General features: G+C 35.1%; 11 protein-coding genes. 10 read left to right on the forward strand and 1 reads right to left on the reverse strand.

Annotation, left to right across the window (positions count from 1 at the left end):
- Positions 1–125 precede the first annotated feature (125 nt).
- The 4 genes from DFR66_RS11230 (at position 126) to hemL (ending at position 5,168) form a co-directional block, all read left to right on the forward strand.
- On the forward strand, positions 126–1,961 hold the full coding sequence (locus DFR66_RS11230) for a T9SS type A sorting domain-containing protein (protein WP_114754979.1): 1,836 nt from the start codon (positions 126–128) through the stop codon (positions 1,959–1,961).
- Positions 1,962–2,048: 87 nt separating this feature from the next.
- Complete coding sequence (locus tag DFR66_RS11235) at positions 2,049–2,945, forward strand: 1-aminocyclopropane-1-carboxylate deaminase/D-cysteine desulfhydrase (RefSeq protein WP_114754938.1); 897 nt, start codon at positions 2,049–2,051, stop codon at positions 2,943–2,945.
- On the forward strand, positions 2,938–3,849 hold the full coding sequence (locus tag DFR66_RS11240) for a glucosaminidase domain-containing protein (RefSeq protein ID WP_114754939.1): 912 nt from the start codon (positions 2,938–2,940) through the stop codon (positions 3,847–3,849). The genes DFR66_RS11235 and DFR66_RS11240 overlap by 8 nt, the downstream gene beginning before the upstream one ends.
- A 32-nt stretch (positions 3,850–3,881) precedes the next feature.
- Positions 3,882–5,168, forward strand: coding sequence for a glutamate-1-semialdehyde 2,1-aminomutase (hemL, locus tag DFR66_RS11245; RefSeq protein ID WP_114754940.1), 1,287 nt, complete (start codon positions 3,882–3,884; stop codon positions 5,166–5,168).
- A 64-nt stretch (positions 5,169–5,232) separates the two neighbouring features.
- Here hemL and DFR66_RS11250 read toward each other — a convergent pair whose 3' ends face one another.
- A complete protein-coding gene (locus DFR66_RS11250) occupies positions 5,233–5,697 on the reverse strand; it encodes a hypothetical protein (protein WP_114754941.1) in 465 nt (154 codons plus the stop codon).
- A gap of 451 nt (positions 5,698–6,148) precedes the next feature.
- Here DFR66_RS11250 and DFR66_RS11255 point away from each other — a divergent pair, with 451 nt between their 5' ends.
- From DFR66_RS11255 to DFR66_RS11280, 6 genes are all read left to right on the forward strand, one after another.
- Positions 6,149–7,963, forward strand: a complete 1,815-nt coding sequence (locus DFR66_RS11255; protein WP_114754942.1) for a hypothetical protein — start codon at positions 6,149–6,151, stop codon at positions 7,961–7,963.
- Between the two features lie 97 nt (positions 7,964–8,060).
- The gene (locus tag DFR66_RS11260; RefSeq protein ID WP_242008672.1) at positions 8,061–8,435 is read left to right on the forward strand and encodes a hypothetical protein; all 375 of its coding nucleotides are present in this window, start codon (positions 8,061–8,063) and stop codon (positions 8,433–8,435) included.
- A 135-nt stretch (positions 8,436–8,570) separates the two neighbouring features.
- The gene (locus tag DFR66_RS11265; protein WP_114754943.1) at positions 8,571–9,353 is read left to right on the forward strand and encodes an MbnP family protein; all 783 of its coding nucleotides are present in this window, start codon (positions 8,571–8,573) and stop codon (positions 9,351–9,353) included.
- Between the two features lie 60 nt (positions 9,354–9,413).
- Positions 9,414–10,454, forward strand: coding sequence for a cytochrome-c peroxidase (locus tag DFR66_RS11270; RefSeq protein ID WP_114754981.1), 1,041 nt, complete (start codon positions 9,414–9,416; stop codon positions 10,452–10,454).
- A gap of 160 nt (positions 10,455–10,614) precedes the next feature.
- Complete coding sequence (locus DFR66_RS11275) at positions 10,615–11,574, forward strand: transporter family protein (RefSeq protein WP_114754944.1); 960 nt, start codon at positions 10,615–10,617, stop codon at positions 11,572–11,574.
- Between the two features lie 199 nt (positions 11,575–11,773).
- A complete protein-coding gene (locus DFR66_RS11280; protein ID WP_114754945.1) occupies positions 11,774–13,297 on the forward strand; it encodes a DUF4394 domain-containing protein in 1,524 nt (507 codons plus the stop codon).
- Positions 13,298–13,432 lie beyond the last annotated feature (135 nt).

A 13,432-nucleotide genomic window follows, 5' to 3' on the forward strand; every position in this document is an offset into this window, starting at 1 on the left:
CTTCTTCAGAAAACCTTTTTTTGACTTTAGAAGAGTTCATTTTTTAAAAATTTTGCGACATTATTTTAATGTTAATGTCTTTAAAAAAATATAATATATCGTACAAATTTATTAAAAGCTGGCTTATGGACTCAAAATTACTCAAACAAAGACTATTGATTTTTACTGGATTATTTATCCAGAACAATGTAAACGCCCAGATGTATGTAAGTCCTAATAGTTATGTTTTTGCAAATAACCAAGTGGTTTTTGTAAAACAGCAATTGGAGTTAAATGCTGCTAGTAGTAATTTCTATCTAAGGACTGATGCCCAGTTGATTCAAGGTTCAACATCAGGAAGTACTAATAGAGGTCTTGGAAGTTTGTCCGTTTTTCAAGAAGGAACAACGAATAATTATCAATTTGATTATTGGTGTTCTCCTGTGGGAGGCAGTAATGCATTGGTAGGGAATTCTGCTTTTGGAATCACGCAACTAAAAGATGTTGTAGATGTAACTAATAGTATTAATTCAACGCCATTGGCAATGAATAATTATGATGGTACAGCAAGCCCACTTGCAATTGCCCCTTATTGGATTTTTAAGTTAACTTCTGCGTCTAACTATTCAGATTGGGTTCAAGTAGGAGCAACTTCAAATATAAATGCAGGTGAAGGATTTACAATGAAAGGAACTTCAGGGATAAATTTAACAACTGTAAATGGAGTTCAAAACAATCCAGGAGGAAAACAGCGCTACGATTTTAGGGGCAAGCCTAATGATGGTACAATTTCTATTCCAGTTGCATTTGAGCAATTTACGTTGACAGGAAATCCTTATCCATCGGCAATAGATTTGTCTGCTTTTTTAATTGAACAAACAAATTGTACTGGAATTGCTTATTTCTGGCAGCAGGATAAAACAGTTGATTCCCATTTTATTGCGGATTATAAAGGTGGATATGGAGCTTTTTCTCCCGGTACTATTGGAAGTACAGGGATATATGTACCAGCCACTTTTTTTTCTTATGATGGTGCTGGAAATGAAGGATCGGCCTCTGGTTCAGGAGGAAACTATGGAAGACGTTTTTCTCCAATTGGTCAAGGTTTTATGATTGATGGATTAGTTGACGGAACTGTGGAGATGAAGAACAGTTACAGGGTTTTTGTCAAAGAAGGTGCATTGAATTTTTCTGAATTTGAAAGAAATGTAAATTCAAATAAGTCTAAGACAACCGCTACACATATGTCAGATATTCAATCAGTTTCCGGATTTGATTATAAAACTGTAAGTCTAGTTTCAACACCGCAAATCCGATTTAATACCTTATTGAATAATCAAGGCGTTCGTCAAATTGTTCTGGCATTTGCTCCTGGAGCAACAGATGGTGTTGATCGTGCAATGGATGCAATATCTTCTAGTGATGATAGTCCGGCAGATATTTACTTTGTGATAGATAATGATGAGTATCTAATAAACGTAGTGAGTTTTGATATGGATAAAAAAATTCCTATTGGCTTTAAAAACAAAAGTCAAGCTAATTTTAAGATTACAGTAAAAGGGATGGAGAATTTTACAGGTGCAAATGCAGTTTATTTGCACGATAAAAAAACTGATTTGTATCATGACATCAAAAATGATTTCTATGATTTAACATTGCCTGGAGGAGTGAATAACACACAGTTTGAAATTACTTTTAAAAAGAATACTACTTTAGGAGTTGATGAAACTGTACGTGAGAGTTTTGTGGTGTATCAAAATAATTCTACTAAAAACTTAACCATTAGTAATCCATTATTATTAGATCTTGCAACTTGCAATTTGTATGATGTAGCCGGAAAATTAATTTTTAACAAAAAAGATTTAGGAACAAATTCGTCTTATGACTTCTCTACTTCGGGACTTAGTGATGGAATTTATATTGTTAAAATAGCAACTAAAGATAAAATTGAAGTTGGCCAGAAAATAATCATCAGAAGATAAGAGTCGATAGTATTGAAAAAAAATGCAATCTTCATAGGTTGCATTTTTGTTATATATAATTTTACCTTTGTAACAAAATAACTTCGCTTGAATCAATACCTAACAACTTCGTTTTTAAATTCTATTTCAGTAGCCATCAAACGGGAAGATTTGATTCATCCATTTGTTTCAGGAAATAAATTCAGAAAGTTAAAATACAATTTGCTACAAGCGAAAGCAGAGGATTTCGAAACGCTTCTTACTTTTGGTGGCGCTTTTTCAAATCACATTGCAGCAGTTGCATTTGCAGGAAAAGAAAATGGATTTAAAACTATCGGAATTATTCGTGGTGACGAATTAGAAAGTAAAATCTCTGAGAATCCTACTCTTTCATTTGCTCATAATTGTGGCATGCAGCTAGTGTTTATTTCAAGAGAAGAATACCGTTTAAAAAATGAGAGTTTGTTTTTAGCTAAGTTAAAACAGCAATTTGGCGAATTTTATATAATTCCAGAAGGTGGGACAAATGCATTAGCAATCATAGGATGTCAAGAAATTCTGACTCCAGAAGATGCTGAATTTGATTATATTTGTTGTTCAATTGGAACAGGCGGTACGATTTCGGGAATCATTAACAGTGCTTTACCGCACCAAAAAGTTTTAGGATTTCCTGCTCTAAAAGGGGATTTTTTGAAAGAAGAAATTTGTAATTTTGTAAAAAATAAAAATTGGGAACTAATTACGGACTATCATTTTGGGGGGTACGGGAAAGTAAATGAAGCACTAATCCAGTTTATCAATAAGTTTTATGTTGAAAATCAAATTCCTTTAGACCCTATTTATACGGGAAAGATGGTTTTTGGCGTTATAGACTTGATTCAAAATAATTATTTCCCTGCCGATTCAAAAATTTTACTAATTCATACAGGCGGGATTCAGGGAATTCAGGGAATGAATATGAAACTAAAAAACAAACAATTACCAACAATAGATATCAATGTTTAAAAAAATCCTAGTAATTTTTACCATACTAACTTTGATAGGGTGTAATTCCACAAAGCCAGTTATAGTAACGACAAAAAAAGAATCTTTAAAATCAAAAACACAAGTCGTAAATGCGGTTAAAAAAACGAATCCAATAAGTCCTACCAAAATAGTAAATACTAATCCTAAACCAGCAAAATCAGAATCTAAAAGAAATGAAACAGAAACAATTGTTTCAACTTCAAAAACGGTGGTTACTAATGATGTAATCGTAACGTATATTTCTAAATATAAAGAAATTGCGATGGGTAATATGAAGAATTTTGGGATTCCAGCAAGTATTATTTTAGCTCAGGGAATTTTAGAATCGGGTGCTGGAAGAGGTGACTTAGCCATTAGGGCCAATAACCATTTTGGAATAAAATGTCACGTAGGATGGACAGGCGAAAGTGTTAAACACGATGATGATTCTGATCAGGAATGCTTTAGAAAATATGATAATCCATCTGAATCATTTAAAGATCACGCTTTGTTTTTAACAGGAAGAAGTAGGTATGCTAAACTGTTTGGGTTTTCAAAAGGCGATTATAAAGCTTGGGCAAAAGGACTTAGAGCTGCGGGTTACGCTACAGATCCTAAATATCCAGATAAGTTGATTTCTTATATTGAGCGCTACAATTTGTATCAATATGATAATCAAGTTTTAGATATCAATTATGTGTCAAACGAAAAACAAATGGTGGAGGAATTAAGGATAGATTCCAGAAATACAATTGATCATGACTTATTTTCATATGTTGTTCAAAAAGGAGATACCCTTTATTCCATTTCAAAAAAATTCGATTTAAAGGTTGATGATTTAAAGCAAAAAAATAATCTTTCTGACAATACACTTTCTATTGGACAGAAATTAATGGTAAAATAATTGATTAAATAACTATAATTCCTAACTTATAAATGTTGTATAAAAGAAGCAGTCAGCTTTTTGCTGAAGCAGAAAAAGTAATTCCAGGAGGTGTAAATTCGCCAGTAAGAGCTTTTAAAGCAGTGGGTGGAACTCCAATTTTTGTCAAAAGTGCTAAAGGCGCTTATTTGTATGATGAGGACGGAAACCGTTTAATTGACTATATCAATTCTTGGGGACCAATGATTTTAGGACACGCTTACGAACCGGTAGTACAAGCCGTGATTGAGAAAGCAAAATTAGGAACCTCGTTTGGAATGCCAACAGAATTAGAGACTCAAATTGCAGCTTTAGCCGTTGCGATGGTCCCAAATATCGATAAAATTAGATTTGTAAATTCCGGTACTGAAGCTTGTATGAGCGCTGTAAGACTGGCTCGTGGATTTACTAAAAGAGATAAAATAATAAAATTTGCAGGTTGTTACCACGGTCATTCTGATTCGTTTTTAATCCAAGCGGGAAGTGGAGCAATCACTTTTGGTTCCCCAAACAGTCCCGGAGTTACTGCAGGAACGGCTAAGGATACTTTGCTGGCACGCTATAATGATTTAGAAAACGTAGCCACTTTAATTGAAGCCAATAAAAATGAAATTGCTGCCATAATTGTAGAGCCTGTTGCAGGGAATATGGGTTGTATTCCGCCCAATAAAGGCTTTCTAGAAGGCTTACGCCAATTGTGTACCGATAATGGAATTCTATTGATTTTTGATGAGGTAATGACTGGTTTCAGGCTTGCTGCTGGAGGTGTTCAGGAATTGCTTAACATAAAGGCAGATATCGTTTGTTTTGGGAAAGTAATAGGTGGAGGATTACCTGTTGGTGCTTTTGCCGCTCGCGAAGAAATCATGAATTATCTGGCTCCGTTAGGTCCCGTTTATCAAGCTGGTACATTATCAGGGAATCCTTTGGCAATGGCAGCTGGATTAGCAATGTTACAAGCCTTAGATAGCGATCGTGCTATTTTTAAAAGATTAGCAGAAAAAACAGCATATTTGGCAGCAGGAATTGACAAAGTGTTAAAAGCTAATAATATCACATTTACAATCAATACCATCGGTTCGATGATTTCAGTTCATTTTGATGCAGCCCCGGTTGTTGATTTTAAAACCGCTGCAAATGGCGATAACGAAACATTCAAGAAGTTCTTTCACGGATTGTTGCAGGAAGGAATTTATATAGCGCCATCCGCTTATGAAACATGGTTTATTACTGATGCCTTAACGTATGAGGATCTCGATTTTACCATTCGAGCGATAGATAAAGTTTCAAAAACCTTTTAAATAAAAATAGCCCCAGAATTGGGGCTATTTTATGAAATAAGATGAAGTATTTCAAGTAAATGGATTATTTTCTATCACCCATTTGTGCTGGTTTTCTATTCTGATGGTATGCCATCCTTTTTTTCATTCCATTGTGTCTTTTTCCTTTCATGTCATCCCATTTTTTATATTGGTCTGCTGAAAGAATTTTTTTCATTCTCTCTTTCATCACAATTTGCTCGTCTAACATTTGATTTTTCTTAGCAAAACGTTCATCAGCGGTAAGTTGTTTTTTAGATGAATCTTTAGTTGCTTTTCTTTCCGCCATTCTAGCTTCTCTTTTATTACTTTGTTCAGCAATAACTTTACTCATTTCCTTTTGTTGTGAAGCATTCAAATCTAATTCTAGAGTCATCTTTTTCAAGTACAATTGATTTCTTTGCTCGGGAGTCATTTGTTCCATTTGAGCTCTTTCAGGTCTTGCTTTTCTTTCTTGTGCAAAGCTTGTCATTCCGACAACTAATAATGCAGCGATAAATAAATTTTTCATTTGTATTGTTTTAAGTTTTATAGTTATAAGATAGGAATGGATCTTAAAAGTTTAATCGTTAACAAAAGTTTATCGTTTTGTTTTTAGGATTAAATGTAAAGTTGAAGTTAACCCGTTGGGTGTAATTCAATTTGTTTAATTTTTTAACCACATAGAAACATAGATATTTAAATTTTGGAGGGTGTTTCACTTTTTTAGAGAAACCCATAGCTATGTGAACCCAAGAATTGGTCTATCCGACTCTTTTTTCTATGTTTCTATGTGGTTCATTTTTTTTATTTAAGACTAATTGAAATTTTTATTAATTACACCCAACGGGTTTGAAGTTGTTTTTTTTCTATAAAAAGGCACAAAATAGATACTGTTTATAGCTGTGTAAGCATGATATTTATCAGTTTTTTTACAGTTTTGTTTATCGATTTTTGTGTTTTATTTATTTAAATCATTTAGTATGACAACACTTAAACCACTACATACATTTCATATCCCAGTTATGGGACTTGCTTATACAATTGATAGTCCGATACGGGTGGCGAAGTATGGAATTTCATCCGTGATTTCAATTATGGATGATGAACTTATCGAAAAAATGAATGCTTTTTATAGCAAGAAATTCGATACCCCGTATCAAGAAATTACCCAAAAAATACATGATTATCGCGCAGAACGCATTACTTCTTATTTGAATTTGGTAGACAAAATCGTTAAGGAAAAATTCGAAAATTTCAAAGCGGAATTATCAGAGAGTAAATCAGCTTTGGAAAACTACATCGCCATGCTGCCCAACAAATCAGAGATTAAATCGGGTTTACAAAACTTGATGGAAGACGGTTTTGCTTTCAAAGAAAATATCAAGAATTATCTGGAGAAAAATCTTTTCCCGGGCGATATTGATGTTAATATTATGACTAAACTCGATAAGGATAATTTTATCAAAGAGGAACAATTACCTATCATTTTTAATGACGCGCATGCTGCGCTTCGTGGGTTTGTGAACAGTACATTAGAATCTTCAGTCGTTTTATCGGCAGGGATGAATCCAAGATTATACAGCTATTTTGAAAGTTTTTCGGCTTTCTTTCCGGATGCGAATAATGCATTGAAAAAGAAAATCACGCTGAAAGTAAGTGACTTTCGTTCTGCGATGATTCAAGGGAATTTTTTAGCCAAAAAAGGACTTTGGGTTTCTGAATATCGAATCGAATCTGGACTAAATTGTGGAGGTCATGCTTTTGCTACCGAGGGCTATTTATTAGGACCAATTCTAGAAGAATTCAAAGAGAAAAAAGAGCAATTGATTCAATCCGCACACGAGTTGATGGTGAAAGCATTATCACAAAAAGAAATGCATGTTCCAGAACAGCCTTTGGATTTAAAAATCACGGTTCAAGGCGGCGTAGGAACTGCGGAGGAGCATGATTTTCTAATGGATCATTATCAAGTGGATTCTGTGGGTTGGGGTTCGCCGTTTTTATTGGTTCCTGAAGCTACATCTGTAGATAAACACACCAGAGATTTATTGGCTGGAGCCAAAGAAGATGATTTATATTTAAGTCATATTTCGCCTTTGGGAATACCTTTCAATACGTTACGAGGAACGACGAATGAAAAATTGAAATTGAAACGTATTGAGGAAAGCAAAGCGGGAAGTTCATGTCCGAAACGATTTTTAGCGCTAAGCAAAGAATACGATGCTAAAGGAATTTGTACATCTTCCAAGAAATACCAAGACTTAAAACTGGAAGAATTACTGCTTATAAAAGATATTTTAACTCCGGAGGTTTTCGAAAAAAAGAAAAATAGTATTACCGAGAAAGCCTGTCTTTGTGTGGGCTTAGCCAATGCTTCGTATCTTGAAAATGATATTAAGATAAAAGGGCAGGCGCAGGGAGTAATCATTTGTCCAGGGCCCAACATGGCATATTTTGATAAAGAAGTTTCACTTTCTAAAATGGTGCAGCACATTTATGGAAATACATCTGTATTAACAGTTACGGATCGCCCAAATCTATTTGTGAAGGAGTTAAAAATGTATTTAGATTATCTGAAAAATGAAATTTCAGCGGTTACTGAAGAAATAACTTTGGGACAAATAAAAAAATGGAATTCGTTCAAAAAAAATTTGCTCGCAGGAATAGGATTTTATGAAGATTTATTCGCAACAACTTCTTTTTTCGAAAGCAGTAAAAACAACATTTTTAGTCAATTTGATTACTACAAAACGGAATTAAACGAGATTGAAATCCCCGAATTAAAATTGGCATAGAGCATTCAAGTGTTTGGTTTTGAATAGAGTGATTTTATTTATGATTATTCTATTCAAAACTATTTTTTATCAAACAATCATTTAGTAATTTTGCACGGTGAAAAAAATCATATTTATAGTTGTATTGATCATGCTTATCAAGCCAGTTCTTCCGGTTTTAGAGTATGTCGTGAATTATGAGTACATTTCAAAAGTACTTTGTATTAATAAGGACAAACCTAAAATGCAATGTAACGGAAAATGTCATTTGATGAAAGAATTAGCCAAAGCTTCTGAGGCTGAAAAACCACTTTCTTCCGATAAAAAAGGAAACGCTCCTATACTTGATGTGATCATTTTTGAGGAAATCAAATCTTTCGAAATTGCAACAGTTTTTTTTGATACCAAAGAAAAAATAAACCCGCATTATTCTAATTTATATGCTCGCTTGAATAGTGCTTCTGTTTTTCACCCACCCACTTTCATTTCATAATTTTTTTAAGCATGTAGTATGCTTTATTTCTTCCGTTCTAAACAACGGAAGAAAATTTGTTTGCTTTTTTTGGAAATAATAATCCAAAAATGGCATGCGAAACAGTACTTATATTCAAAATAAAAACTTTAAGAAATGAAATTTCAATTAAAAAATATACTAGCTGTTATGGCTATCTCTGTTACATTGTTTTCTTGCTCTAATGACGATGATAATGAAATGATTACCGGAAATGGAAATTTAAAATTAGAATTTGACAACGTGTACAAATCGGCTAATTTTGCTTTCAATACGAACTATACCAATTCGAATGCTGAGGTTATAGCGGTTTCAAAAGTGAAGTACATCGTGAGTAATATTGTCTTGACAAAAGAGGATGGAACTACCTTTACGTACCCAAAAAGTCAAAGCTATTTTATTGTAGATGAAGCTACGCCTGCAACATTAGTATTGAATCTTTCAAACATTCCTGCTGGAAATTACACTAAAGTAAAATACGGAATTGGAGTCGATAAAACCCAGTGGGAATCAGGAGCAACGGGTCAAGGAGATTTCTTGGCAACAGCCCAAACTGCCGGAATGATGTGGTCTTGGAGTGCAGGTTATAAATTTGTGGCTTTCGAAGGTACTTTTACAGCTCCTACGGTAACAACGGCAAAAGAATTTATGGTGCATACCGGACAAACCGGAACCGATTATAATTATGCTGAAGTTACTTTGAGTTTCCCTGAAAATGCTTTGGTACGAACTACAATTACGCCACAAGTACACATCATGACTGACTTGTCTCAAGTTATAGATGGAACTAATAAAATCAATCTTACGGAAGCGGCAACCGTTATGGGTGGCGCTAAACTGGCTTTGGTTACTACTAACGTTTCTTCTATGTTCAAAATAGACCACGTTCACAACGATTAATTTTTAATCAAAAAGCGGTTGGAAATTAAATCTCCGACCGCTTTTTTAAAAAAATATAAAATGAAAGCAAAATATATCATATTGCTCATTTTTCCGTTGCTGTGGTCTTGTTCTGCTGATGAAAGCGAAGACTATCAGGACGTTCCTCTGAACTTTCAGGTTCCGGCAAATTTCCCGCCTTTGGCATACAATCTAGCGAATAATCCACCCACCGAAAAAGGATTTGAACTTGGGAAAAAACTTTTCTACGACGGTCGATTGGCTTCGGATGGGATTGTTTCCTGCGGATTTTGTCACATTCAGGAAGATGCATTTACGCATCACGGACATACCTTGAGTCACGGAGTAGATGACGCTATTGGAACCCGAAACACGCCACCAATACAGAATTTAGCCTATCAAACCACTTTTATGTATGATGGTGCAGCATCGCATTTGGATTTACAGTCTATTATTCCGTTCACAAGTCCTATAGAAATGAATGGCGATTTTGCAAAAGCGATTGCTATGATGAAAGGCGATTCAGCCTATCAAAACCTATTCAAAATTGCTTTTACGGATGGAAAAATCAATTCCGAAAACATGCTCAAGGCCTTGGGACAATTTATGGTTATGGTTACGTCCTCGAATTCCCGTTTTGACAAGTACCGCCGCAATGAATCTGGCGGAACGCTCACGCAAGACGAGAAGGACGGTTATGCCATTTTTAACCAAAAATGTTCCAGTTGTCACGCCACGGATTTGTTTACGGACAATTCTTTTAGAAACAATGGCTTGCCAATTGATCCCGCGTACAATGATATCGGTCGTTTTCGCGTGACTGAGTTGCCTCAGGATAAGTACAAATTCAAGGTGCCTAGTCTAAGAAACATAGAAAAAACAGCGCCTTACATGCACGATGGACGCTTATTTACATTAGAAGCCGTTATGGATCATTACAATTCCGGTATAGTGAATTCAGCTACTTTAGACCCAATTTTGAATAAAAACGGGTCACTCGGAATCCCTTTGACAGCGACAGAAAAATCAAAAATTATTGCTTTTCTAAAAACATTGACAGACACGCAATACCTAACAGACAAGCGCTTTTCTGAATATTAATTTTAGAAGCTATTTCCTGCTGTACACTGCAAGTCCTCGCTACAAAAGCCGTTTTTCTATGTCCTGAAAAGAGCTTCCTCCGGTCGCTTTTTCAGGACAAGAAAAACAAGCTTTTTCCGCTCCGGGCTTTCCGTTGCCATCAGGGCTAAAAACAACAAACATGAAAAAATACACATTGCTTTTAGTACTTCTTTTTCAATTGGCAAACGCCGCCGAAAAAGACAGTTTAAATACCGTAAATCCATTTACAAAATACCATTCCTTCCTTGAAGAAGAAGATTTTTGCGATGCCTGCGGTTGCTCTGCCAGTGGCGGAAGCATGGGATTCGCCTCGATGTTGAACTCTAATTTCGTTGGGATTCGGTATTTCAATCAACAATACAAATCCATGGATGGCTTGTACAGCAATTCGCCTTGGTATAAAGAAAATTTCAACACCGTTCAGGTTTGGGGCCGAATCCCGGTTAGTGAAAAGGTTCAGGTTTCGACATTATTGCCGTATCATTTTCATGAAAGAGAAACCGCAACTGGCAACAAAAGCATCAACGGAATTGGCGACATCACCGTTTTGGCGATGTATCGTTTGTATCAAACCCATAAAGACAGTACGTTTTTGGTACATACATTACAATTGGGAGGTGGATTCAAAGCGCCAACTGGAAAGTTTAATGAAGCAAATTCCGGTAGTATAAATCCAAGTTTTCAGGTAGGAACGGGAAGTTGGGATTATCTTTTGGCAACTGAATATGTGGTTAAAAGAAAACAATTTGGTTTAAACTCGATGCTGAATTATGTTATAAAAACGGAAAACCAAAAGAGTTACCGTTTTGGGAATCAATTGAATTACGCAGGTACCTTTTTCTATTTGTACGAGAAAAATAGTTTTTCTATTGTCCCACAACTGGGTTTTGCTGGTGAAGTTTATGAAAGTAATTACCAGTACAATCAAAAATTACGAAATACAAACGGAGATATTCTTTTTGGGAAAGTTGGTTTTGAGGTTGGTAAAGACAGACTTTCTTTTGGAGCTAATGCCATGTTACCCATCAATCAAAATCTTACCGGCGGCAATGTAGAAGCTAATTATCGTTGGAGTGTAAATTTGAATTATAGTTTGTAAAGGCATAGGAAATCATTGAAGTTTTTAGTTATCGTTATTATGTTCTCAAAATGGTGTTAACATGCTTTTATGAGTGAGTTGAAGAGGTTTTATTCTCTAATCATACGCTGCAATTGGGTGTTTTTTTATTTTTTTTAAAAATTTAAAAACCATAATGAAGTACACTTCGTATGTAATAACATAACTAAATAAATAAACGATGAAAAACAAACAACAAAATTTAGGATTTGCATCTATTCTAGGATTAGCACTGTTATCTTTAACTGCAATTTCATGTAATGATGATGATAACAATGAAATGATGATGCCAGTTGCGGCGCCTGACGTTAACTTTACTGCCTTAGCCAGTAACAATACCATTCTTACATTCAATGCAAGAAATTTAGCTACTCCAACTTCAACCACTCCTATTGTAGGTTTACCAGCATCAGAGAGTATTGTGAGTATTGATTACAGACCTGCAACAGGACAGTTGTATGCCTTAGGTTCTTCTAGTCGTCTCTATTTTATTAATGAGAAAAGTGGAGCTGCAACAGCATTAAGCGCTGGATCGTTTTCTCCTGTTGTTGCGGGTGCTAATGCTTCATTAGATTTTAATCCTACAGTAGATAGAATTCGTTTGGTAACAGAATCTGGTCAAAATCTTAGATTACACCCGGAACTTGGAACTGTTGTAGCAACTGATGGAGTTATTAATGGGGGTACAAATCCTAAAATTGGTGCAGTAGCTTATACAAATAGTATGGCAGGCGCAACAACAACAATGTTATTTGATATAGATTTCGAACAAGATAAATTGTATGTTCAAACACCACCTAATGATGGTGGACTTCAACTTGTGGGTGACTTAGGTGTAAACTTTCAAGGTGTAGGTGATATGGATATTTTAGCAGATAATTCAACTGCTCTTGCGGTAACAAACAATGCTAATGTGTCTACTTTATACACAATCGATTTGACTACTGGAAAAGCTGTTGATGTGGGTAAATTCACTGCTCCAGTGATAAGCATAGCATTCAAAACTAATCCAATCGCCTATGCTACAACTTCTAGCAATATGCTGGTTCGTTTTAATCCAACAAGTGGAAGCAATAATTCTGTTGCATTAACTGGTTTAGCTGCAAACGAAAGTATTGTAGGTTTAGATTTTAGACCAGCAAACGGAGGTTTATATGCTATTTCAAATCAAAGCAGAATGTTTTCTGTGAATACAGCTAGCGGAGCATTGACAGTAATTGGATCGCCTTTGTTAACAGCATTGTCAGGTACTTCTTTTGGTTTTGATTTTAATCCAACCGTAGATAGAATCAGGCTGGTAAGTAATACAGGTCAAAATTTACGTTTACACCCAGATTTAGGTACAGTAGTAGCAGTTGATGGCAATCTAAATCCTGGAACACCATTTGTAACTGGAGCTGCATATACTAATAATATTGCTGGAGCCACTACAACTTCATTATTAGTAATTGACTCACAAACAGACATGTTATATCGTCAAGACCCACCAAATAACGGTACACTAGTTGCTATTGGGAATTTAGGAGTAAATGTTGATGCTGATAGCGGATTTGATATTGGTGGTAATAGTGCTGCTGCATTTGCTTTATTGAAAGTAAATAATGTTACATCAGTGTACAGTATAAACTTGGTAACTGGTGCAGCTACTAAGGTTTCTGATATAAATATTCAAGCCACAGCAATGGCTGTTGGTTTAGGTTTTTAGTAGTTAGATTGTTTTTTTGCATTAGTAAGCCAACTCTGGGAAGGGTTGGCTTACTTGTTTTTATTACTTACATAATCCAAGCTATCATAATCTTTTATCATAGAAAAATGCCCCAAATAGTTATAACTATTTGGG

This window comes from Flavobacterium glaciei (genome assembly GCF_003350545.1).
GTDB classification, from domain to species: domain Bacteria; phylum Bacteroidota; class Bacteroidia; order Flavobacteriales; family Flavobacteriaceae; genus Flavobacterium; species Flavobacterium glaciei.

Excerpts from the sequence above, each read along its gene's own strand:
- DFR66_RS11230 (WP_114754979.1), top strand. The coding sequence starts at position 126 with ATGGACTCAAAATTACTCAAACAAAGACTATTGATTTTTACTGGATTA.
- DFR66_RS11240 (WP_114754939.1), top strand. The coding sequence starts at position 2,938 with ATGTTTAAAAAAATCCTAGTAATTTTTACCATACTAACTTTGATAGGG.
- hemL (WP_114754940.1), top strand. The coding sequence starts at position 3,882 with ATGTTGTATAAAAGAAGCAGTCAGCTTTTTGCTGAAGCAGAAAAAGTA.
- DFR66_RS11250 (WP_114754941.1), bottom strand. The coding sequence starts at position 5,697 with ATGAAAAATTTATTTATCGCTGCATTATTAGTTGTCGGAATGACAAGC.
- DFR66_RS11255 (WP_114754942.1), top strand. The coding sequence starts at position 6,149 with ATGACAACACTTAAACCACTACATACATTTCATATCCCAGTTATGGGA.
- DFR66_RS11265 (WP_114754943.1), top strand. The coding sequence starts at position 8,571 with ATGAAATTTCAATTAAAAAATATACTAGCTGTTATGGCTATCTCTGTT.
- DFR66_RS11270 (WP_114754981.1), top strand. The coding sequence starts at position 9,414 with ATGAAAGCAAAATATATCATATTGCTCATTTTTCCGTTGCTGTGGTCT.
- DFR66_RS11275 (WP_114754944.1), top strand. The coding sequence starts at position 10,615 with ATGAAAAAATACACATTGCTTTTAGTACTTCTTTTTCAATTGGCAAAC.
- DFR66_RS11280 (WP_114754945.1), top strand. The coding sequence starts at position 11,774 with ATGAAAAACAAACAACAAAATTTAGGATTTGCATCTATTCTAGGATTA.